A 21,916-nucleotide genomic window follows, 5' to 3' on the forward strand; every position below is an offset into this window, starting at 1 on the left:
TTCCAAGAGAACGAAAGCAGAATGAAAATCGTGTAGCCATCACCCCTGCCGGCGTTCAAATGTTGACTGCCGCCGGGCACGTTGTTTATGTCGAAGCGGGCGCGGGATTCGGTGCTGGGTTTTCGGATGAGTCGTACCGTCAAGCGGGCGCGGCAATCACCTCGGGCGACGAAGTTTGGTCCATGGCTCAGATGGTCATGAAAGTGAAAGAGCCGCTTAGCGAAGAATATCGATATTTTCGCGAAGACCTCATTCTATTCACGTACCTTCATCTGGCCGCGGAACCGCTGCTCCTTGACAGGTTGATCCACAGCGGTATGGTCAGCGTCGGCTATGAAACGGTTCAGACGCTGTCTGGCGCGTTGCCGCTGTTGATGCCGATGAGCGAGATCGCGGGTCGAATGGCTCCTCAAATTGCGGCACAGATCCTGGAGAATCATTACGGTGGGGCAGGGATTTTGATGGGTGGGGTGCCCGGCGCGGTATCGCGAACGGCCACTTTGGCTCTGACCAATGCCACGCTTCCGTACGCGTTACAGATCGCGAACCTTGGCATTGAAGCTGCGTTGGCTGAAAATCCCACGCTCGCGCGCGGTTTGAACACCGCATACGGAAAGGTGACGTGCCCGGGCGTCGCGGAATCGCTTGGCATAGAATTGGCGGACGCAAGTGAACTGTTGGTGTCTTGACGCTTCGCCCGCGAAACTCCCGAGGGCATAATGCCCTTGGGAGTTTGTCCTGCGTCCATTCTGGTGCCGGGTCGAGACCAGCAGCGAGTTCAACTTACGCTTCGAATCGTTGGATGGAATAGGGCTCGAGATCGATCCCGACCTCGACATCCATCACTTGTCTCGACACGGCGATGCCCGAAAAGGCGCCGGCGGTAAGGCCATTTGCCCCATGCCCGGCCGCGAGATACAGCCCCTTTACACTCGGAACTTCTCCGAGAATTGGCAGCAGATCTGGCGTAGCTGGACGGAGGCCCACTCGTACCTCCACGACGCGGCCGCGTGACAGACCGGGCGCAATGCGCAAGGCTTCGTTCACAACTTCCTGAACGCCGCCGACGGTCACTTCCGTGTCATAGCCACTTCCTGTTTCTCGGGTCGCGCCCACGACCACCCGGTGGTCCGGAAAAGTCAGCATATAGTGCGAGTGGAAGCCCAATACGACGGGCCAACTCGACGTGGTTTCGCGCATGTCGAGGTGTAAGATCTGCCCTTTTTGAGGCTCTATCGGAATGTCGATGCCAATCAGGTCGCGATACTGGTTCGACCATGCGCCGCCGGCCAGGATCACGCGATCCGTCGCAATGATGAGGTCCTCAACCTGAACGCCCTCCACGTTACCGTCCTTGCATTGTAACACGCCGCTTCCGGCGATCACGTTTGCTCCAAGCTTCTGTGCGGCCTCAATGAGCGACTGTCTGAGCAACCGTCCGTCAAGTCTTGCCGCGCCTGAGAGATAGATTGCGGAATGGATATCGCCGATGGCGGGGAACAACCGCTTCGCCTCCTCGCTGTCGACGATGGCGAGATCGCCGATATTCGGCATGCCGGACGATTTGCGTTCTTCCATGAGCGTCTTGAGAATGGGCAGCTTTTCGGCCTCGTTTTCGTTTGTCGCGACGTAGAGGCATCCCACCGTTTCATACCCTGTGTGAGTGATGCCGAGGCTCGCAAGTTCGTCCAACAATACGGGATAGTATCCTGCCGCTTGCCCAGATAGCGTGAAGTGATGGATGGGCGCGCGAAAACTTGTTCCTGGGCAGATGATTCCAGCCCCTGCAGACGTGGCTCGCCCTGGTTTGTCTTCGTCGATCAACGTGACCTGAACGCCGGATTTGGCCAATTCATAGGCTGCCGCGCTTCCGACAATTCCTCCTCCAATGACAACAACATCTCTATTCATTTAAAAAATCCGCTCCTTTTGCTATCTGCAAGATTACTCTGAGTATAGCAGTGTTGATCGACGTGAATACTTACATATATAGCGTCACGCATCCGATACGAGGAGGCACGTAGATTGGATCCACAATGGAGAAGTTTTGCGCCATTTCACAGTCCGCTTCATCCTTGCCCAGCCCTCCCGAAAGCGTTTATGGTCCCGCCAAATCAGTACATCACCTTTCAACCGTCCGGAATGCAGCAATTTTCTCCGGAAGACGCGTTAAAACATGGCACACTGTGGCAGCCAGTCCACAGCCCTTATACTGGCGTGTTGGGAGATGTCAGACATGACGGATAACAAGATGAACGATGCCTACTATGCAGCGCTTCAGCAGTTGCAGTCGGTAGATTTTTCGCTCGTGGAACTGAATCTGTATCTGGACACGCACCCGGAAGACAATCAAGCCATGCGACAATACAACGAGCTTCGGACGCAAAGGCAAATGATCGTGCAGAATTTTGAGAACCAATTCGGACCGCTCACGAACTTTGGGGACACGACGAGTACACAATTGTGGAATGTTGGCCCTTGGCCTTGGCAAGTTTGAAAAATTTGAATAGGAATCCGAATCGGATGGAAGGTGAAGGCAGTGTGGAAGTACGAATAAAACCTCGGATCATGTATCCATGAACGAACTAAAGGAGCCTCTAAATGCGCAAGAACAATTCCAACTCAAACGACTTTTCCAACGGCCATTCTTTAGGGCGGTAGTAGCGGACTTCACGAAGGACTGACTTCAAGAGTTTGTTTTTCGCCTCGATGTCCTTCGTTTTGTTGTACTGCTTTACCACATTTGCAATTGCGGGCAGCAACTTGTCGCGTTGTATTCTTGCTTGCTCTTGCCCATCTAGTTCAGCTTGTGCCTCGGCTAGTTCCTTGTTGGCTGTATCCAACCGATCTCCGATATTCTTACTGCGCTCCATGAATACCTCTATTGAATAGATACCCCTTTCGAGAAAATCATGAAGACTCTCGCGTTGTTTTTCCAAATTCGCGATTTCTTCGGTAATTCCTTTGATCCTTCGCTGCAACAGTGCCGCCTCGTCTTGTTGTGTGGATTTACGGTCATTCTTTTGATCCTGCTGTGGAAGTGCGCGTGAAAGAGCCGCCAACTGCTCTAAAACCAACGCCTCTACATCTTCATACCGCCCGATTCGCGTATTGCATCGATGCGTATTGCACAAAAGCATGTTTTTAGAACGGTTTTGATGATTTCTCCGCACCATGATTTTGCCGCAATTTCCACATCGGATTAAGCCAGCCAAGGCGTTTTTTAGTTTGTAGTCTTTTGCGTTGTGGGCAGACATAGCGTCTTGCATAGCGTGAGCACGATCCCATAGCTCCTGATCTATTATCGGCGGGTGAGCATTTTCGACGATGATCCACCGTTCACGTGGAAGGTTTACCTTTCGTTTGTCACCAGTGGGAGTTTTCACATATTTGACCTGTCCAAATATAATCCGACCTAGATAAGTCTCATTGTTTATGATGTCACGGACAGTAACGCTTTCCCATGCCTTGCGTATGCCTGAACCCGCAGGTGGAGCAATATGACGGTCGTCAAGCCAGTGAGCAATTCCGTAGCGGCCCATGCCTTGTGCTCTAAGCTCAAAAATCTGTCGTACAATAGGTGCTGTCTCCGGGTCAGGAATTAGATGTAGATCGTCACCGCGTTGGTATCCATATGGAATACGACCGACGTTTTTCCCCTCTTTTGCAGCCATTCTGCGTCCCTGTGCAAGACGACGCGCAATAATCTTGTATTCGCGACGTGCTATGAACTGTTCAAATTCGCTCCACTCTTCATCCAATTCATCTTGCAAATCATAGACCTTGCGGGGAGTGATGATTAAGGTTTCGCTGTACTTGAATGTTGTTGCGATAATACCTTGGTCGATTTGGTTCCCACGTCCCAAACGATCAATATCCATTGTTAGAACAGCTTCGTACTTGCCATCCTGAACATCTTGAAGAAGGCGTTGAACCACAGGACGCTGAGAGATAAACTCGGCATTTACGACTTCTTCATACATCTCTCGGATGTTGTATTTATACTTTTTAGCCATCTCTAGCAGTGCTCGACGGTGCCTTGATAGAGTTTCTCCTTCGCCGCGTGCTTCTGCCTCCAAGTCTGCTCGGCTTTTGCGCAAGTAGATAGCGACGTGTTGTAAGTCGGTTGGAAATCCTGACATCTTACTACCTCCTGAATTCCTCGACCAAAGCTCGGATGATTCCTGTTTGGGATTTGCTCAATCTTGACAAATCAGAAGCCAAGGTTAGAAGGTTATCATCTCGCATGAAACCTAGAAGATTAGCACCTTCCCCTTCTCTCACTGCACTCCACAGAGTTTTCACAACAGATATTTGAGTTTCTATTTCGGACTTTAATTGTGGTGCATTTGTTTTCGTAGCAGGAGCGAATTTCAGTTCTGAATATTGGGCTAGGTATGCTAATAAATCCGCAGTCAAATTGGATATATGCTGTTCTACTTCTTGAATTGTCTCTGGTTTTGATTCGTCGCCTGCGTTGTCAATGAATCCTGCCACGCGCATCAGTTCACGATAGCTCGTACCAACTAAATACGGTGCTAGTCGCCTCAAAAAATCGGGAGTTAAACCGACGTGCCCGTTCAACACTCTTGAGATATGTGACTGGTTTATCCCCGATTCCTTAGCTAATTGTCGAACACTCATCCCACTTTGCATTAATTGGTCTTTGATATGCTCTGCAACCGCTGTGACATTGGCACTGGTTTTGGCTGGCATGTGTTACTCTCCCTTGTGGTGATGCTTACGTGCAAACACATTTTATCATAATGCCTTGACAATGTGTAAAGTGAAATGTAGATTAGTATATGCAAACGTATCAACATACATTATTTACAGGTGATGCTTATGTTGAACATTGACGCAGAAAAGCTATCCGACCTGCTCTCACAAAGGGGGTGGAGTCAACAACGTCTCGCGGAAGAGATCAGTGTGAATCCGAGCTATGTGTCGCTGGTGGTAAATCAGCGGAGGAATCCGAGTTCTCGGTTCGTATCTGGGGTACTTCGTGTATTCCCTTCGGTTAGGTTCGAGGAACTCTTCAAAGTTAGCTAACTCGTCCGCGAAAGTGGTCAAACCGTAGTCGCATAGGCTTTGAAAGGGAAGGGGGAGATGACGGTGGCCAAAGAGGAGCAACAAGAATGGATAAGGCTAGATGATTTTGAAATACCGGGCTGCCGGGTATTTGTTACACCGACCTCCTACACCTTGATGACCGATGACGACAGGGAGAGACAATGGGCACAGGATGTTGCAACTCAATCCGGCCCCGCCGCGATGTGGATTGCTGCATGTGCAGCAGTGGAACATGCCAAGATTCGTGAACTTCGTGAATCCAAGAGCAAACGTCCACAACAACGGCGCAAAGTTGTAGGCGGGTGATGTAAGCCCGCTGTGATGGACAAGCCTTAACCATATAGGTAAACGAAAAACAGACTCTGCATGGTCAGATGCAAAGCCTGTCACTTTTGTCCACTCTCGTTGTCGAAGCAAGTCGATTTTCGTTCCGAAAACCTGTGCCAGCAGGACTTTCGGACTAATGTAGGAGGGTAAATATGTCACGCGCAAACGATAACAGTATGCCCTCTATTGCCTCTTACGATACCACGGTAGTAGGGGAAGAGTCAACAACGAGTCATAGTGACTCCAGTAGTTTATCCGGAAAGCAAAAGACCTCACTCGCGATGTTCGCGAATCTCAAATGGCGTTTGTTCCCAACACACACTATCCGTGAAGACGGTGAATGTACTTGCGGGAAGCATGACTGCGAAGATAAGGGGAAGCATCCGCGCATTTACGGATGGTATGAACAAGCGACAACTAATCTGGTGCAGCTTGTTAAGTGGTTACAGCAGTTTAGAAACCCGAATTGGGGTTTAGCTTGTGGCCCCGAATCAGGAATCTGGGTCTTGGACGTTGACCCCAAAAATGGCGGTATCGAGTCATTAGCGAAACTGGAGTCAGAAATTGGCCCCTTGCCAGTCACCGTAAGAGTAAGGACAGGCAGCGGGGGATTTCACATCTACTTTCTGTGGCCAAAAGATGGCACTCATATCACCAACTCAGTAAACCTGAAAGGTGCTTATCCGGGCCTTGATGTTCGTGGCTATCGCGGATACGTGGTCGTACCGCCCGGAAAACACAAGTCCGGAAACCGATATGAGTGGATGGAAGGGTGCCGTCCTGATGAAGTACCACTCGCACAAGCACCGCAAGCTTTGATCGATGTTATCAAAAACGCTAGTGGCTCTCGTACTTATGCGGATAAGCCAAGAGATACAAGACCTTGGGATAATGTGCCTCTTGAGGTTATACACGAAAAAGCTACGTCTTTATGCGCACGGTTGGAGTATTTCACATCTGAAACAGGTGCGAGAGATGTCAGCTATGAAGACTGGGTGACGATGGCATCTTGGGGCCACGCGATGACTGATGACGAGGGGATTTTTCAAGACTGGTCTGCTGCCGATCCTGACCGTCACAATAAGGATGACACATCGAAGAAGTGGGAAAAGACAGCTAACTTGGCTCCGCGTAGCTGCCATCGAGCGCAAGCAGATCACCCACTGGAACAGTGCAAAAACTGTCCACTCTTTGAATTGGACAAGAACCCGGCGTATCACGTCCGGGTCGCATACAACAGGGAACTCGGTAAACCCGGCCCATTCGGCGCACCACCACCGACACCCGAAGAACTGGAACAGCGTCGCACAGCACATCAGAAGGAGCGTGAGGCTTACATGGAGGCACTACAAGGAGTAAACGAGGTTGCGGCTGGCATGGAGGCCACCGCTCCAAAGATTGATGTGATGGAGGACGATTACGAAGGAGATTCCAGCACCACCAAGGACGCTGGACAAGCCCACGCGGGAGACGCGGGGGCGGGGAACGAGCTGAGGTTCCGGGTCATTGACAATCTCGAACCTTACCTTGAGCAGTCCCTTCTACTGGCAGAGAAACTCAGAAACGGAGACGACCCGTTCAATCTTATGCCAGAAGTTGCGAGGGTGTTGGCAGCTATCAAAAGACTGGCTCCGACACGTTATAACGCAGAACAGACTCGTCTAATGTCAGCGGAGTGTGATGGTCGCCCAAAAGGTCAGAAGGCGAGATACACGACCAAAACAATTGATCAAGCAGTCAAATCAGCAACGGAACATGAAGCGACCCAACTTAAGCAGCACCAAGGGACTGTCGGGGAATACTGGCCAGACGCACCAGTGGAGCATCATCACCTGCCAATTGCCCAGGGTTTTGATTGTTCAGATGAGGGTGTTACTAAGGTCGTTTTTGTAGGGAACGATGTTGTAAAGGAAGAGGTGAGTGGTCAACCTGTCTACGTCGCCGCGCCGCGTTTGAATATCAACACTGGTGAGACGCACATGGTGATTATGCACAGAACTCGTTATGCAGGTTGGCAGGAAATTACTGAGTTGCCTAGCGTGGCTACTAACCCGAACACCGTGAGAAAGCTGGCGGACAAATCTCTGTCTGTTTTGAACGCTCCGCACATGGCAGAGTACATCAACAAGTGCAACGATCTTGTGGTCAACACGTTTGGCGAAGCCCCCGGCCTACAAACAGAGCGGCTTGGCCTGCACATCGAGGATGATAATGTCACGTTCGTATGGCCTGACAAGAGTGTTGGAGCAAAGCAGATAACACCTGCACCTCAATCGGGGACACGGAGCTTTATGGACAACTATCGCTCAAAGGGAGACGCAGGTTCTGAAATGAGCGGAGTTTTTGGGGTGTTGATGGACTTTCCGAAGACGGCCTTTGCTTTCGGTGTTATGACTGCTGCGTTCTTGGTGCGGGCAGCGAACGAGTCACAGGCCATAGAGTTCTTTGGCTTTTGCGCAGAAATCGTATCTGCGAAAACGAGTGTCGGGAAGAGCAAAACCTTGAATTTTTCCATCGCACCGTGGGCTAACCCTGCTGTCATTAGGCCATTAGATGGCACCTCGTTTGCAATCGGTGAAGTGCTGTATGCTATGTCTGATCTTCCTGTTGGCTTTGTTGAAGCACAGCAACTAAACGACAACACCAAGGGAACTGCTGACGCTCAACGTATCATCCACGCTTTAGGTGATGGTGGGACGCGGTTGCTCGGTGCAAAAACAGGCGGGCTACGCAACGCAAATCAGTTACACAGTACTTTCATGATGGCAAACAACGCATCAGTTTTGCCGGATTCAGCAGATGACGGCCCCCGTGCAAGACTTCTGACCGTGAATCCGCTTGTTCCGCCGGGCGATGCTGAAATCGCTGCTAGTGTAGACTCGTATGCTGAGTTGTTTGCGAAACATCATGGACATGGTGGCCGTGCACTAGTGGAAGGTGTTTTGGCAGATTGCGGCTGGAGTTGGGAAAAATTCAAGGACAAAGTGTCGGCTGATTTGAAAAAAGAAATAGCCGAAATTAAAGTCCCGCCGCTTGCTGGTGACATTGCTCGTCGCGTGAACCGTCGCCGGAAACTTGTCGGATTGGTACGCCTCGGACTCAAATACCTAATGCGCTACGCCTATCCTGACTTCGAGCGGATACCTGCGGAATTCACCGATAAGTGGATGCTTGGAATACAGGAAGTCTTCGACGAACTTTTAGCGGACGAACGTCGCTATGAACGCGAGAACAACACCTCGCTGCGCTTGTTGGATCGAATCGGGGACTGGGTTCAATCGGAACTTGGAAAGGTACGAGGGTGCGAACCTAAACGGCTTGTCGGTGGTGTTGAAGAACCTATAATCCCGTCTTACTACATCGGGGCAATTACTACTGTGGATGGGGTAAAGTGCATTGGGTTATACAAGATGCGTTTGGAGGACTTTGTGAACGGTAAATACAAAAAATCATTGCGTGCCTTGATCCCGGAGTGGGAAGAAGCTGACATCTTGGTGAAAGACAAAGGCCAAACAACTCGAAAGGTTAATAAGATTGACCCTGTTGAGAAGAAGCCATTTGGGAAAATGTTGGTATTTCCGCTAGAATCACTCGGCCTCGATGATTTGGATGGCGGCGAAGAAAGCCACCAGCAGAGAGATGAAAGTAATCAGCAGACGGTTGAAAGTGACAACGACATCTAAACCCAAAGTCCTCAAGCCCGCACCATTACTCACGGTGCGGGTCTTTCCTTTCTACCATTTTGACAGCTTCATTAACTTGTCATCAGGGACACCGATAGGGACATTTTGGGGTGGAATAGGGACATGCAGGGACATCCCAAATAACATGCGATCTACGGAGACATGGACGAGCGGGCGATTTTGTCGCAATGTCCCTATGTCCCTGAATTTTTCCGGGATGTACGTCTATGTATTGTATTTTTATTTTGTTTCATTGATAGGGATGTGACTCTGTGAAAAAGAGATTTCGCACTCTATGTATAGTGATTGCAGTAGGGACATAGGGACATTGATCTAAAATTCCTTATATAATGCGACTTTCTAGGCTTTTTTATGTCCCTGCATGTCCCTGATATGAGGGTAAATGTCCCTATTCTAGTGCCAAATGTCCCTGCTCTGTGAGCGATTCTTTGAATTGCAATCAATGACACATCCCCCCACCCTGCGCCCCGTTCTCCGCCGCTCCATCGCCCTGCACCTCGGCCATGCCCGTCACCCCTGAACCGCCGTCACCGCAACTGCGCTGCCCCTCAACTGCGATTCGCACCAAAAACCTCGAATCCCCCCACGAAATGCCGCAAATAACATCACGCCCTGTAACACCGCCACCAGCAAACCCGCACCCGCCAAACACTGTTTCCCGCCCCTTGCAGCCCCGTGACCCTTGCGACCTGCGAATCATCGTAGGGAAGGGCGAAAACCGCTATGCGCGTTGTTTGGTAGCGACCGGGAAACCCGCGTCCGGTAAGGGGGAGGAAAAAGTTAAACACGAAGACTTGATCTTCCAATCCAGAAGAGCGAAAATAAATGTAGTGGCAATAGTAGTGGCATATTTGAAAGGGCGTGTGGTACGTGCTAATCGACCTCGATGCAGCAATCGTGCGAACAAGTAGACCCGGTGACTGGGATGAGCTATTGGAACGGTGTTACGTTCGGCCAATTGAACCCGGTTGTACACTGATACACCCAATTGCAATCCAACTTAGAGGCGACAGGATGTACCAAACACGCTCTATCGTAGGTTTTTACTGCTTCGCCAGCATGAGCAATTACATACGAGCAACGCGGCACTCAAGACTCGAAAAACGGGTTCGCATAGCCGCCGATGCTGCGGAGTGGCATATCCAACATGGACAAATCGTAACCGTAGCAGTCGGTGATAACGCGGTTTTGAGCAACCACGATGGCTCAGTGTGTGATGTGGCTTACGACTGTACGAACGAGCGCACATTACTCGCTAGTTTAGTGGCAAACCGTGACCTGAAGCTATGGGAACGAAGCGACTCGCGGCTTTTACGAGGTAGCAGAGCCGCAGAACAGGTGACGCGCCCCAACTGTTATAAGTGCGAGTTCATGCGAAAAAATGGCCGTGACTATTGGTGTGCGGCGACGCTTGAGCTTCCCAAGCCTCAAAAATGCACTGATTTTGCACCACGGTTGAATCGACCTGCGGGTGAGCGATACGTGCGAGTTCAAGCAGCCGATATTTGGATTCCAAAATGGTCTGAAAGGCCAAAAGGCGATTTTGCCGTACCAAAGGCGAAATAGTAGGAGGTTGAAATCAGTGGTAATGCCGCGAAAACCCGATCCTGAGAAGCGTTCGCGCCAACTTAACATCTATTTGCAACCAAAAGTCTATGAGGCGTTTCAAAGGCTGGCAGAGCAAAACAACGAGAGCATGAGTAGCATGGCAGCACAACTGATAGAGGATCGCGTTTTTAACGCTAAAAATGAAGACCAACGAATCGTAGTTCACCCAGATGTGGTGATGGCAGTGGTGAGGCAAGTCATACAAGAGGGATTTGAAATTAGCGACAAATTCGCACCAAAATCAAAATGGCCACAGGACGAAGATTCGCCGAAGTACGCTTATCCACAACCATCTGTTGATAACCCTGTGGATAGCGATGTGGATAAAAGTAGTGCGAATTTGTCACCAAAAACCTCGCCCGCTACTTCCACGGGCGCAAAGGCCAAGGAACAGCGTGAGGATGAGGGCGGAAATATTGTAGCACCAAAAACGAAGCGATGAGTTGTTGATCATAGTAAAACTTGAACGGGATGATAATTGATGCTACTCAAATTCCTCAACCCAAACAATGATTTCAGCACACAGGAGCGCGTTTTGAGGCTGATCGGAACGGGGGTGGCAATCAGGCGTGACCAGTTGCTGTATCTACTGTCACATTGCGTCCAACGTGCCCGAGTAGATCAGGTACTGCAAGAACTGCGGCGGAGTAGATTCTTGCGAACCGTTTATACAGCCGGAAAAGGAGAGGCCGTCTACTTGCTAACCAAAAGAGGGTTGCGGCAGGTTGGAGAGGACACAACGGAAAAGTCCGTCACCGCGCGGCTCACGTATCACCTTGCCGTTTCTGACGTTTTATGTCATTGCGTGAAGCAAATTGGAGTGGATGGATGGGAGTGGTTTAGTAGGCCGAAATGTCCTACAGGGAAGCGACAAATCCCGTCAGCGATGGTTAAAGTCAACGACTCAACTTGGTATCTCGACATCGACGATGGCATGAGGCTTAGTCGGCAGTTATCAGATACTTGCCACTTCTATACGCGACTGCTTTGCGAATCCGGGCAGTCGAGGGTGCTTTTCGTCGCAGGCTCAGAGCGACGGGAGATGTACCTGCGTAGCAGGGTGACAAGATTCTGTAGTGATGAGGTTCGGTTTGATGTTTGTAACGTGGATCAGGTAGCGGAGTACCTTAGAGACACAGAAGTAGCGATAGGGTGAGTCGAAGAACCAAGCCCCCAAGACGCAAAGCCTGAGAGGTGGTAAAACGCCGGAGACGTTCTATCGTAGAACCAATTCTCCCTTGGAGACACAGGCGCGAGTAGGAGAATCAGGAACCCATTTTAACGCCTTTTTATCTCCTTTTTAGCACCAAATTAGCGCGTTTTTCTATGGGGTCATTGTAGTTTTGTCATACAAAACTTGTTGGGATGAAGGAGGGACAAAGATGCCAAGAAATATTGTACAGACTGTACTTTCGGGCACAGTCGCCGCAATCGCTGTTTTCAGTACCATCACAAGTACGACAGCGTTCGCCGCTTAAAAGCCCTCCTCTGCGGCCAAAACGGAAACCAAACTCAACGCGGCGATGCAGTTGGCACAGCTTCTCGATGTAAAGCCGACTAACACATCGAGTTACTAGGATGTCCCGGCAAAAGATGCAGGCATTATCGCTGCACTGACGGCACCCAAACTGTCGCACAAGTTTAATGCCGACTCAATGGGAAAGTTCGGTAGTTCCGATAAAGTCACGGCCAGTGATGTTGATGAGTTTTACGCAAATGGCTCGGCATTACGCCCTACAATCTGCAATTCGCACAGGGTGGCAGCGTAGTCGGGTTGGCAAATTCGCTTGGAATCAATGCCAAAGTTCCCGCCAGCGGGGATTTGACAACGACCCAGCTCGATCAGATGCTCAAAAACCTAAAGTTCCTACAGGATGGGTATTCGGAGACGGGTAAAAACGAGTTCAAGTTGCTCCATCGCCCTTCCCAAGGCGTAATCGGGAACAACGGCACACATAACGTGTCACTGAGTGTTCAACAAACTAACGAGGCGGCGGCTATCAAGTACATTGACGGAGTTCAGTTTATCGTCGATGGCAACAAAATGACCGTCCTCCTGCCCCAGATGACGGCTGACACTGCAAACGATGTCCCACAAGTGCAAGTCTGGGCCGGCGGCGGAGGATACAGCGGCGACAAAGGCAAGACGTGCCACCCCATGTCTATCAATGGATATACGGCTGCGGGGCCGCAAAAGTACATATACGGTGCAAGCAGATGAAGCAAAGGATTCAGCCTTACCTATAGTTACAATTCGCCATAGCAGCAAACGTCCACACCACTGACGACAAGGCTATCACACCAGCGACTATACGGTGGGTCAAGACGCATGTTCGCTCTGCAAACCAAACTCAAACAGCACGGGCCGACCAGACGTTGGCGAAAGGAAGCAGCAATCAAGCCTCTAGGACAGCGTTGGTGGTTGCGCTCTTGAGGGCTAACAACATCCCTGCAAAAGAGATTGGAAAAACCGTGTCAGACAGCGGATATTTCGTCACCCCATAACATTGCGCAAAACCCCTGTGACCGGGGGTTTTTTGAATATCTACGGGAGGTGTAAGCCGATGAGTGTTAGCACAGCAGGTTCAGCCAACACGTTCCAATCGACGACTACTTCATTTCCGGGATGGAGTAACCCAGACCCATCTAACGGGTTCGGTTTTGAGGTGTAAAAGTACCATATTCAGTACAACTAATTTCCGCGGATGGCACGAAACGTACAGTGCACGGTTTGAGTGATGCGTTTCTTCATGTTTTTAAGAGCAATACGTTGCCCTGGTGATTCGTGTTTAATCATTTAGCTCCTACGAGTCGCTTTTTATGTTTGTCCTCATACATTGCAGTGTCTGCTTTAACAAACAACGCCTCCATCTCGCCCAGTGAAGAACAACTATATGCGATCCCTATTGATAATTTGATTTCAAACGATGTGCCTTTTGCGTTGAAAAGGTCAACTTCATTTTGAATCTTCGTCATAAACAGTTCAGTATCGGACGGGTCAACATTGACCAACAATATTGCAAATTCATCCCCACCGATACGGGCAACGGTTATGTTCTTTCTTGTAAAATTCTGTAATATGTTAGACGTTTCTCTTATTAACTTATCCCCGTCTTTGTGTCCGTATTTATCATTTACAAGTTTTAGCCCGTCCAAATCACAAACTACTATCCCAATTGGAACATTTTCGTGTTTGTCGTACTTGTCCATTAGGGATTCAAAGTATTCACGATTGTACATACCCGTCAATCGATCATGAAGTGCCTTATACTCTAATTGTTGTTGAAGGGATACCTTGTCATCTATATTTCTGATGATACCGTGTATTGCAACGACTTCACCATTTTCATATATCGGTGTAGTGTACTCTTCGAACCACATATATCGCCCTTCATCGTTTCTCCACCGAACCACAATTGGTTTACTATAATCTAACTCGCCAGCTACTTTCTTTCTTAATACATGGTAATCATCGGGATGAATTAATTCGAAAGCTGTATATGGGTTTTTCATACTCTCTTCAACTAAGTTAGGACTCAATATCTTTTCGATCGCGGGACTTAGGTATCGATATTTGAATGTTGGTTTAGTTTCATAGTAATAGACAATATCCTTAGAGTTTTCCACCAACTTAAAAACTTCCCGCAAATAGAGAACTTCTTAGCGCAAGGTTTTCCACTTCGTAAATATCGCAAAAAAACAAATCACGACGATTAGTGTGAGCCCAAATGGCAAAAGAACTTTGAACAAAATGCAACTCCCTTTTGCCGGAACAAAGCTGCAATCTCACCTAATATCTACACAAAAAAATACCCACGAATACAACATGGGCACCTAAAAGTTGCGGCGATAGTTGCAGCCCGGCTATCTTTTGATCAAATCAATTAGACCCGTGGCTTTGCGTCCCTACGTTCCCATAGGTTTGCCCTGTTGCTAAATAATAGCACAACTACAACATACTTTAACAGTTTTTCATAAGTCAACACATATCTTTGTGTGTCCCGACAGGAGACTGCCCACAATCCCGCAATGCCCATGATGCTACTGAGGATTTGGAACTCTCGTGCCTGACCGCAACAAAGGATACTGAGTCGCTGTTCCTACAGAATTAGGCTTAGGCTGTGTGTGCAGCATTGACAGGGTAACGAAGGGAGGGATTAGAGGAACTTGCATCGTGTCTCCGAAGAAGCGTGAACAAGGTTTTCTTCATCGCTCTTTGACTACAAAAACTATAAAAACAGCCCGGCTTCTCGCACAACAGTGGGGAATCGGGCTGTTTTTGTTTTGATCCCGTCAAAACCGCTCCCCACTCGGCCTACTCTCCCAAGACCACTGATTCTACGGCCTTTTCGTCCGTTTTGAGAGGTTTGATATGCAAATTAGTATAAAGTGGCTGAAACCTGCTTAGAATCACAGGAGCAGCCAAATATGGGCGTCTGGTGACGTGCTAGGAGGTATACCGTAGCTAATCACATTGGCGATGCCATCGCACTGCAAGGAGCATGATCCCTGCGACAAGTCACCGCACTTATTTCCTGCGTCTTCACTTTTGCTGCCTTGTTCAACTGCAAAAACAGGCGATCATGGTCACAAAACCATCGATCTTGGTCACGGGACACCCCGATCTCGGTCACAAAAACACGATTCTTGGTCACGAAAAGGATGATTCCGGTCACAGGAAAATGGAAAAGGCGAGGGCGCGAAAAAGGGGGAAATACTACTCGCACTAAGATATATATATAATATTATTTCCATAGATATTATATATATAAGGGGTTTGTGACACCCTATCGTGACGTGTCTGTATTATCACACGGGAGATGTTTTTTTGGTTTCCCTATCTTTCACCCCCCCTATATAAGCATCGATCTAGCCATGTATATGCACATTTTTTTTTGAGGGTGTCACAAAGCGCGATTTTTTGCCATATTCAGGGATATTTTTCCTGTATCTCCTCTACTGCCACAAGGGTTTCCGCGTTCATCTTTTCCATTTTTTTGTGACCGACAGACCCGCTTTTTTGACCAAAAACACCCCGGTGGTAAGGAATGCCAAAAATCTCTTCCTAGAGACTCAAGGGTTAGCATTTTTACTTGTGACACCCTTGTGACCACTCTGGTCACAAGGGTGTCACAAAGGACTTTTGAACACTAGTCGCGGTGATGCCTGCAAATCAATCATAGAGTCATTATGACCCAATAAATTACATATTTAGTTATTTATGGTTGACAAGCTATGAGACAAGCTATAGTATGGTCGCATATCGAATCGCCGTTCCAGACGGCGGTACAATACTAAGACGATTGGGGAGACGGGACGGATGGTACTAACGGACGAAGTTTGCGAAGCGATCATGGACGAAGTGTATGAAAGCGAGGAATACCAAGATGCCAGCAGTTTTCTTGAAGCAGAAATCATGGAACTGCTTGGTGGTGATGAAGAAAAGTGGTCGCGCCATAACGATGCTTACGTGGCACTCGAAAACGCCATAGTGCGAACGCTTTTCCAAGTTGTTTATTCATCTGGAGTTAATGATGGCAAGCAAATAGCTATTGCTGCACAAGTGTAAGCTAGTAGAACATAAAATCCCCACACTAGGTTCGGTGAGCCGTCCGTTCAGGGGTGGTGTACTACATTACGCTAGCGTGACATAACGGAGAGTCTGCCAGTAGGGAGGCATAAAAGTTGGCGACATTTGCAGACATTGATTGGATGAGGGAGATAAATAATACCGAGGCTGTTTTCCGCAACTTAAAAATGCAGAAAAACGCGGCGCTCCGATATACCGCGTTATTTATATTTATGCAATTTGGTCAGCGTTTCCTTATGTCGTTAACGCCCCCTATAGTTCAAGAAGGATGTTGTTACTGCTAAGCTATTTTGTCCAAAGGCTGACGGTGTAGGTTGTCCTCAATCTGACGACATATATGTCCGAACGCTGTTGTGATGCGATTGCGGACGATTCTCTTGATGGGCTATAATGTCCGTTTTTATCACAATGGGAAGCCTAAAACCCCTGTGTCGAACTATTTTGACCGAATGAAGCCTTTTCACTACATTCATTGGACATGGATTTTCGACTTTCAGTGTAAAATTCTAGGGCATTATCCCCTTCCGTCCCCATACGGGGAAACGCAGGGGGCGTGCCCCCTGCACCCCATCGCTCGCCGCTAGGCAGGTCCAGCAATGCCTTGCTGGACATTGCAAGAGCGTGGGAGGCAAGAGTCACCAGTCAAGGCTATATAAACGCTACGCGGCCTTGACTGGTTCACCATTGTGGACACCCGTTCCGTCAGCCTTTGGACAAAATCCACCGTCAGCTTTTGGTCATTATGGGATAGCAGAAACAGGATGTTTCAAATTCATTAGTCAAAATTGTAATCCTTCGCAATCAAAGCGGTGAGTTTCTCAGTAATTTGTTGTCGTAAAGATAAATGCTTTTCATCACAATATTGTACTGCTGGCATGACCCACATTTCTCTTGGGTACTTCCAAACTGGATAAGGTTTTCTCTCTTCTGGTTCCCAATCATATCTTGGAAAAACGTGAGCATGCAGAAATTCATCTGAGTTTCCGTAAATGGAATAATTCATTCGCCTTGGATTACACACAGACTGAACCGCTTCTCCCAACAAGCTCATATCTCGCAAAAAATCCGTCTTGGCTTCCAAACTCAAATCCTCAAGAGAATTAACTTTTGGATACGCCAATAGAACACAATATCCAGGAAGAAACTGAGTATCCCCAATTACTGCATAGCCACTCTTCATCCTGGTAAGGACCATCGGGTTTTCATTACGTTCAATTGCACCAAACCTATCTTTCTTCCAATCTTCACTCATCAAAATTCCCTCTTTTCTGAGAAGATTGTAATTACACATTTCTGCCCGCTAACGCAGTAACAGTTCTGAACCAATAATGTATATATATGTATCAACGAGTCCGAGTCCTTCTCGGACATTCTCCCCCTTTAGTTCAAGAGCAATTCCTATGAGACCCCCTTGTTAATCGCCATCTTCGGATGTAACCGTTAGTCCATTACGTAATAATAGAGCAACAGTCACGCCCACTCCTTCCTTCTTCATACCAGAAAAAGACCCATCGTATATCAAATCACTTCCGCAGGAGGGGCTATTTTTCTTAAGAATGGCTGTTGTTGCCCCAATAGTCTGTGCAACGTTTAGTGCTCGGTAAGCCCCGTCAATAAACTCCTGTGTGACGTCATTCCCCTCACTATCGATAACCTTGGCATTGCCATCAAGTACATCAAATCCATCTCCGCCTACAATCTCTGCAGGATTCCTTGGAGTCGGGAGTCCTCCGAATTGCTCAGGGCAGACAGGCACTGCTTGACGACTTTGAACTAAATTCTCGACTTTTGAATGTAAAGCAGATTGATTATCGTATCTACACTTACAACCGACCAAACAGGCACTCACGATTTTCATGATGAATGTCCTCTCTTACTGCAAAATTAGACATATACTAACTACTTCGAAGGAAATTTATCGTATCCTCTTTTGTCACTAACCTGCCCCTTAGTTCAATAAGTGTAGCACACGAAAAGCGTATGAATATCCAATATCAATGCATAAACGACCGCCGCGTTTTTCTGCAAATTAGAACCGCGGAAAACAACCGAGGCGGACAAGGTTAATGAGTTGGTAAAGTCTCTTCTAGCGAACGGATGGCAAGGGGCACCGATCCTTTTCCATAGTAAATCGGGACTTGTCACTGGTTCCCATCGTTTCGCAGCCCTGACAAAGCTGTATGATATGATTCAGCATGGTGACGACATAGACATTGAAACAACGGAACATATCGACTTTGTTTTATTTGAGACTGACCTTGCAGAGGACGTAACGGACATAGTTGATGACTACTGTAAAAGAGAGGATATTCCTTTCGACTGGATTCCGTTTGACAGTCTCGAACCTGTATTTGTGGGGACTCGCATTGAGCAGTACAAAGAAGAACTCGCGGAATGGTGAGCACGGAACAGAACTTTCGGGAAAAACCACGTAGAATAACCCCGCACCCGGTTAGGTGAGCCGTGAGCGGGGTGTTTGTTATCTGTACAAGTGTGGCAACAGTTCTGGCACTGTCACCTCTAACTGCCCTCGCCACTTATCTGGATACCCCTCGTAGAGTGCGTCACCGTCAATCTCGACCGGCCGCAGGTCGTATGCAGCCAAGCCTTTTGTGCAAAACCATGCTGCGACGAGTGGGATTTCTTGCGTGTGATGATAAAACGGTCTTCACTGCCACTTGCAAATGCGAATAGATTGTCACGTAGCATCAGGTCTTTCCCCTTTCATTCATGCAAAAGGCCGCCAGTAGTTCTGACGGCCTTGATGCGATGATTAGTTTAACTGCGATTTGATTTGCGAGGCAGGCACGAAGCGCACCGTCCGATAAGCAGGAGCCATCATCACTTTGCCGCTAACCGGATGGCGGCAACGACGGGCACTATGTTCACTGATTGCAAAAGTGCCAAAGCCACGCACGCTGATTCTTTCGCCGCGTGCCAATACCTTTGATACCGTTTCCTGCATAGCCGTAGGCATTCGTTCAGCTTGTGCGCGAGAAACGCCAGCACCGATTGAAATTGACTTGATAAGCTCCTGTTTGTTCATCGTTTATCCCTCCCATCCATCTGTCGCATGTATGACAAAAGTGCGGGCGGCACGAGAAATCAAGATCGCAGGTACTGATATACAGTCTCGCGACTAATGCCAAAGGCCCGCGCGAGGGCAGATTTGGGTTCACCAGCAGCCGCACGTTGGCGAAGTTCCTCAGCTTGCGTCTTATTGAGCGAGGGCTTGCGGCCCTTATACACCCCCTTTTTCTTTGCGATTTCGATTCCTTCACGCTGACGCTCTTTGATCAACGCTCTTTCAAACTCTGCAAATGCCCCCAACATTGACAACATCAACATGGACATTGGCGTGTTGTTGTTCCCGTTGAACACCAGGTTTTCTTTGAGAAAGTGAACTTCGACACCCTTATCATTGAGTTGTTTCACCAGCGAGAGCAAGTCTGCAAGGTTTCTGGCGAGACGATCAAGGCTGTGTACTACGAGTTTGTCTCCTTGTCGCACATAAACCAACATCCGTTGCAACTCGGGACGCTCAGTGTTTTTACCAGAGAGTTTGTCCATGAACTTGCAATCCAGTTCAACACCTTCTAATTGCCGATCCTCGTTCTGATCAAGCGAAGATACCCGCACGTAACCAACTGTCTGCCCAACCAACGGAAATCCCTCCAACCTGTCAGATATAGTTCTTTGAGGCGGGCTTACAGGTGTCAGTTAATTTTGCCCCCTTACCCTATCCGGTCAGGTATGACAAGGATCATGAATTGTGATAGTAGGGTAGACCCCAGACTGACACAGTGCGGAACTCGAAGAGGATTCACCACATACAATCACGAATACTGTCGAAGCAAGTAGACTGGGTACGTGAACGAGTTCAGGTAACAATCGCAGAGGACGAATAAAGGGGGTTGCATCCTTATGCCACTAGGAGATGGGATTTCACTTGATATAGGGGAATTCATTCAGATTGCTGGTGAACGGTTTGCGGTCATCAGGAATGACGAGCTAGTGGGGACTGTTCAGGGGATTAGAAATTCCGAAGATTCGCCTAAACGGAACTACATTGGACTGTATCCAAACGCGGATGTTCAAGACGGAGACATCTTGCGGAGCGAGGTATCGCAAGAATTGCTCTTTGTGGAAGAAGCATCGCCTGAAGTTGTTGCGGGACAACTGTTCCAGCGCAAGGCGTTTTATTTGACCGAGCGTGAAAGAAAATCGGAGTCGGTAAAGCATTCTTCTTCGACCACCTTCAATATCCATAACTCACCCGGCTCCATCATCGGCAATCAGCAAACGGCCACACTTAACTACAGCACAAGTGTTCAAGACTTGATGGCACTTATTGACCAACATGAAACGCCCGACGAAGAAGAGTTGCGTCAATTAGTGGAACAGATCAAGGCCATAATGGAAGGGTCGGAACAGGCCAAGGGTGGGATTTTGTCTCGCTTTAGTGAGGTAATGCAAAAGAATACGTGAATCACCGCACCATTAGGTTCCGCAATCGTAACTTGGCTAACGCACCGAAAGTAAATGATGTAGGTGATGAATGTGACCGTAAATACGTTTAGGCTCAAAGGCATCGGAGAAGGGTACACCTACTCCGTTTATTTTGAAATCAAGTTTGACAGTGACCATATGTATGTTGTGTCGGACAACTCAGGCACTCGCCTGTCAATGAATTGCAAGTGCACCGCCGCACAAGTAACATCGCACATCGCTGAATCAGTGTTTGCAGGAGGACAGGCAAGGCTTGCTGGCGTTTCAGGAAGAATTAGTTTTGGTGACTCGAAACGAACTCTGTTAGTGCCGTGGGCGAGTTTACCTAGCACAAGTGACGACATCAGGCTTGAAATCCCCATTGCACCGGGGGACGTAGCATGGATTGAAGATGCTCGAAAAGGTTCGGATTTAATCGGAATGTGTACTCTGCATGGGGCGGCTTCAGTTAAGAGTGGAGCTTCGGTTCCAGTTTCATTTCAAACTCAAAACGGTCAAGAAGTCAAAATGCCGTGGCATCAGCAAGAAATCGTTGGAGTCGCCAGTGAGAACCCTGAGCAAATACGGATTGAACGAGAAAAGTGGGTAAAGTTACTGACTCAATTGGGTGTTGGTGCACATATTGTCGAGCTTCCCTTGATCGACTTGAAAAAGAAGAAGGATGAATGGAAAAAGGTTGTCGAACGATTCGACAAGGCGAACGCAGATTTTCGCGGTGGGGATTTTGAACACTGCATCGGGGAGTGCCGCAAGGTAGTTGAGGGTGTCGTGACGGTACTCAGTTCGGCTTGGAAAGTTCCTCCTGATCCTAAACATTCGTTTGAACAGAAGGTCGAATCGATGCTGGCACGGCTCAGAAACAAGTGGCCTGAAAGCAGTCATTCCCGGCTCGATGCTCTGGACAAGCTGATCAACGCTATTTGGGATTGGAGTGGCCCGTACCACCACTTCGAGGGTGCTGTACCGCATCGGCAGGAAACCTCGTTTGTGTTGCATCTGACGGCCAACTTGGTTGAGTTATGTGCATGGATATTGGATAACAACCCTGCCGAGGATAGTGAAGGGAAACATTGAATTGCCGCTGAACCCCACCTCATAATAGAGG

At 48.5% G+C, this 21,916-nt stretch carries 22 protein-coding genes and 1 riboswitch; of the genes, 14 read left to right on the forward strand and 8 right to left on the reverse strand.

The features are described 5' to 3' along the window. Nucleotides 1–689 (forward strand): alanine dehydrogenase (locus AAC01S_RS12600; RefSeq protein ID WP_370670827.1); only part of this gene is annotated, 689 nt, incomplete at its 5' end. A gap of 94 nt (nucleotides 690–783) precedes the next feature. Here AAC01S_RS12600 and AAC01S_RS12605 read toward each other — a convergent pair. Further along, entirely contained in the window at nucleotides 784–1,911 is a 1,128-nt protein-coding gene (locus AAC01S_RS12605; RefSeq protein ID WP_067622811.1) for an NAD(P)/FAD-dependent oxidoreductase, read from the reverse strand. A gap of 114 nt (nucleotides 1,912–2,025) precedes the next feature. On the opposite strand from AAC01S_RS12605, the gene AAC01S_RS18855 reads away from it, so the two are divergent. Together AAC01S_RS18855 and AAC01S_RS12615 are read left to right on the forward strand one after the other, a co-directional pair. After that, nucleotides 2,026–2,247 carry a spore coat associated protein CotJA gene (locus AAC01S_RS18855; protein WP_217997834.1) on the forward strand — a complete coding sequence of 74 codons (222 nt, stop codon included), beginning with the start codon at nucleotides 2,026–2,028 and terminating at the stop codon, nucleotides 2,245–2,247. Then, nucleotides 2,237–2,497 carry a spore coat protein CotJB gene (locus AAC01S_RS12615; protein ID WP_067622817.1) on the forward strand — a complete coding sequence of 87 codons (261 nt, stop codon included), beginning with the start codon at nucleotides 2,237–2,239 and terminating at the stop codon, nucleotides 2,495–2,497. The genes AAC01S_RS18855 and AAC01S_RS12615 overlap by 11 nt, the downstream gene beginning before the upstream one ends. A gap of 100 nt (nucleotides 2,498–2,597) precedes the next feature. Here the strand turns inward: AAC01S_RS12615 and AAC01S_RS12620 are convergent, their stop codons facing one another. Further along, a complete protein-coding gene (locus AAC01S_RS12620) occupies nucleotides 2,598–4,142 on the reverse strand; it encodes a recombinase family protein (protein ID WP_067622819.1) in 1,545 nt (514 codons plus the stop codon). A 4-nt stretch (nucleotides 4,143–4,146) separates the two neighbouring features. Beyond that, entirely contained in the window at nucleotides 4,147–4,716 is a 570-nt protein-coding gene (locus tag AAC01S_RS12625) for a helix-turn-helix transcriptional regulator (protein WP_067622823.1), read from the reverse strand. A gap of 129 nt (nucleotides 4,717–4,845) precedes the next feature. Between AAC01S_RS12625 and AAC01S_RS20250 the strand changes: the two genes are divergently transcribed. The 7 genes from AAC01S_RS20250 (at nucleotide 4,846) to AAC01S_RS20260 (ending at nucleotide 13,217) form a co-directional block, all read left to right on the forward strand. Beyond that, nucleotides 4,846–5,052, forward strand: a complete 207-nt coding sequence (locus AAC01S_RS20250) for a helix-turn-helix transcriptional regulator (RefSeq protein WP_370670828.1) — start codon at nucleotides 4,846–4,848, stop codon at nucleotides 5,050–5,052. Between the two features lie 63 nt (nucleotides 5,053–5,115). Then, nucleotides 5,116–5,379: a hypothetical protein gene (locus AAC01S_RS12630; protein ID WP_067622826.1), complete on the forward strand. Its 264-nt coding sequence runs from the start codon at nucleotides 5,116–5,118 to the stop codon at nucleotides 5,377–5,379. Nucleotides 5,380–5,552: 173 nt separating this feature from the next. Then, entirely contained in the window at nucleotides 5,553–9,083 is a 3,531-nt protein-coding gene (locus tag AAC01S_RS12635; RefSeq protein WP_067622829.1) for a bifunctional DNA primase/polymerase, read from the forward strand. A 1,603-nt stretch (nucleotides 9,084–10,686) separates the two neighbouring features. Then, nucleotides 10,687–11,154 (forward strand): hypothetical protein, encoded by a 468-nt coding sequence (locus AAC01S_RS12650; RefSeq protein WP_067622838.1) that lies wholly within the window; start codon nucleotides 10,687–10,689, stop codon nucleotides 11,152–11,154. Nucleotides 11,155–11,193: 39 nt separating this feature from the next. Continuing rightward, complete coding sequence (locus AAC01S_RS20255) at nucleotides 11,194–11,868, forward strand: replication-relaxation family protein (RefSeq protein WP_067622840.1); 675 nt, start codon at nucleotides 11,194–11,196, stop codon at nucleotides 11,866–11,868. Between the two features lie 618 nt (nucleotides 11,869–12,486). Next, the gene (locus AAC01S_RS12660; protein WP_067622843.1) at nucleotides 12,487–12,933 is read left to right on the forward strand and encodes a hypothetical protein; all 447 of its coding nucleotides are present in this window, start codon (nucleotides 12,487–12,489) and stop codon (nucleotides 12,931–12,933) included. A gap of 38 nt (nucleotides 12,934–12,971) precedes the next feature. Then, a complete protein-coding gene (locus AAC01S_RS20260) occupies nucleotides 12,972–13,217 on the forward strand; it encodes a transglutaminase domain-containing protein (protein ID WP_083511764.1) in 246 nt (81 codons plus the stop codon). Between the two features lie 288 nt (nucleotides 13,218–13,505). Here AAC01S_RS20260 and AAC01S_RS12665 read toward each other — a convergent pair whose 3' ends face one another. Continuing rightward, nucleotides 13,506–14,360 (reverse strand): GGDEF domain-containing protein, encoded by an 855-nt coding sequence (locus tag AAC01S_RS12665; RefSeq protein ID WP_067622846.1) that lies wholly within the window; start codon nucleotides 14,358–14,360, stop codon nucleotides 13,506–13,508. A 203-nt stretch (nucleotides 14,361–14,563) separates the two neighbouring features. After that, nucleotides 14,564–14,649, reverse strand: a riboswitch (cyclic di-GMP riboswitch). A 1,383-nt stretch (nucleotides 14,650–16,032) separates the two neighbouring features. Between AAC01S_RS12665 and AAC01S_RS12670 the strand changes: the two genes are divergently transcribed. Beyond that, on the forward strand, nucleotides 16,033–16,281 hold the full coding sequence (locus AAC01S_RS12670; RefSeq protein WP_067622848.1) for a hypothetical protein: 249 nt from the start codon (nucleotides 16,033–16,035) through the stop codon (nucleotides 16,279–16,281). A 796-nt stretch (nucleotides 16,282–17,077) separates the two neighbouring features. On the opposite strand, the gene AAC01S_RS12680 is transcribed toward AAC01S_RS12670, so the two are convergent. Next, nucleotides 17,078–17,554, reverse strand: coding sequence for an HIT family protein (locus AAC01S_RS12680; RefSeq protein WP_067622854.1), 477 nt, complete (start codon nucleotides 17,552–17,554; stop codon nucleotides 17,078–17,080). 162 nt (nucleotides 17,555–17,716) lie between these two features. After that, a complete protein-coding gene (locus AAC01S_RS12685; protein ID WP_067622857.1) occupies nucleotides 17,717–18,160 on the reverse strand; it encodes a 2-thiouracil desulfurase family protein in 444 nt (147 codons plus the stop codon). 213 nt (nucleotides 18,161–18,373) lie between these two features. Between AAC01S_RS12685 and AAC01S_RS12690 the strand changes: the two genes are divergently transcribed. Next, nucleotides 18,374–18,703: a hypothetical protein gene (locus tag AAC01S_RS12690; protein ID WP_067622860.1), complete on the forward strand. Its 330-nt coding sequence runs from the start codon at nucleotides 18,374–18,376 to the stop codon at nucleotides 18,701–18,703. A 372-nt stretch (nucleotides 18,704–19,075) separates the two neighbouring features. Here the strand turns inward: AAC01S_RS12690 and AAC01S_RS12695 are convergent, their stop codons facing one another. Continuing rightward, a complete protein-coding gene (locus tag AAC01S_RS12695) occupies nucleotides 19,076–19,348 on the reverse strand; it encodes an HU family DNA-binding protein (RefSeq protein WP_067622863.1) in 273 nt (90 codons plus the stop codon). A 59-nt stretch (nucleotides 19,349–19,407) separates the two neighbouring features. Continuing rightward, nucleotides 19,408–19,965, reverse strand: coding sequence for a recombinase family protein (locus AAC01S_RS12700; RefSeq protein ID WP_067622865.1), 558 nt, complete (start codon nucleotides 19,963–19,965; stop codon nucleotides 19,408–19,410). A 261-nt stretch (nucleotides 19,966–20,226) separates the two neighbouring features. On the opposite strand from AAC01S_RS12700, the gene AAC01S_RS12705 reads away from it, so the two are divergent. Both AAC01S_RS12705 and AAC01S_RS12710 read left to right on the forward strand, forming a co-directional pair. Then, nucleotides 20,227–20,790, forward strand: a complete 564-nt coding sequence (locus AAC01S_RS12705; protein ID WP_067622868.1) for a hypothetical protein — start codon at nucleotides 20,227–20,229, stop codon at nucleotides 20,788–20,790. A gap of 66 nt (nucleotides 20,791–20,856) precedes the next feature. After that, nucleotides 20,857–21,885: a hypothetical protein gene (locus AAC01S_RS12710; protein WP_067622871.1), complete on the forward strand. Its 1,029-nt coding sequence runs from the start codon at nucleotides 20,857–20,859 to the stop codon at nucleotides 21,883–21,885. Nucleotides 21,886–21,916 lie beyond the last annotated feature (31 nt).

It is taken from the genome of Alicyclobacillus acidiphilus NBRC 100859, from assembly GCF_001544355.1.
GTDB classification, from domain to species: domain Bacteria; phylum Bacillota; class Bacilli; order Alicyclobacillales; family Alicyclobacillaceae; genus Alicyclobacillus; species Alicyclobacillus acidiphilus.

Excerpts from the sequence above, each read along its gene's own strand:
- AAC01S_RS12605 (WP_067622811.1), bottom strand. The coding sequence starts at position 1,911 with ATGAATAGAGATGTTGTTGTCATTGGAGGAGGAATTGTCGGAAGCGCG.
- AAC01S_RS12615 (WP_067622817.1), top strand. The coding sequence starts at position 2,237 with ATGACGGATAACAAGATGAACGATGCCTACTATGCAGCGCTTCAGCAG.
- AAC01S_RS12620 (WP_067622819.1), bottom strand. The coding sequence starts at position 4,142 with ATGTCAGGATTTCCAACCGACTTACAACACGTCGCTATCTACTTGCGC.
- AAC01S_RS12625 (WP_067622823.1), bottom strand. The coding sequence starts at position 4,716 with ATGCCAGCCAAAACCAGTGCCAATGTCACAGCGGTTGCAGAGCATATC.
- AAC01S_RS20250 (WP_370670828.1), top strand. The coding sequence starts at position 4,846 with ATGTTGAACATTGACGCAGAAAAGCTATCCGACCTGCTCTCACAAAGG.
- AAC01S_RS12635 (WP_067622829.1), top strand. The coding sequence starts at position 5,553 with ATGTCACGCGCAAACGATAACAGTATGCCCTCTATTGCCTCTTACGAT.
- AAC01S_RS20255 (WP_067622840.1), top strand. The coding sequence starts at position 11,194 with ATGCTACTCAAATTCCTCAACCCAAACAATGATTTCAGCACACAGGAG.
- AAC01S_RS12670 (WP_067622848.1), top strand. The coding sequence starts at position 16,033 with ATGGTACTAACGGACGAAGTTTGCGAAGCGATCATGGACGAAGTGTAT.
- AAC01S_RS12680 (WP_067622854.1), bottom strand. The coding sequence starts at position 17,554 with ATGAGTGAAGATTGGAAGAAAGATAGGTTTGGTGCAATTGAACGTAAT.
- AAC01S_RS12685 (WP_067622857.1), bottom strand. The coding sequence starts at position 18,160 with ATGAAAATCGTGAGTGCCTGTTTGGTCGGTTGTAAGTGTAGATACGAT.
- AAC01S_RS12695 (WP_067622863.1), bottom strand. The coding sequence starts at position 19,348 with ATGAACAAACAGGAGCTTATCAAGTCAATTTCAATCGGTGCTGGCGTT.
- AAC01S_RS12705 (WP_067622868.1), top strand. The coding sequence starts at position 20,227 with ATGCCACTAGGAGATGGGATTTCACTTGATATAGGGGAATTCATTCAG.
- AAC01S_RS12710 (WP_067622871.1), top strand. The coding sequence starts at position 20,857 with ATGAATGTGACCGTAAATACGTTTAGGCTCAAAGGCATCGGAGAAGGG.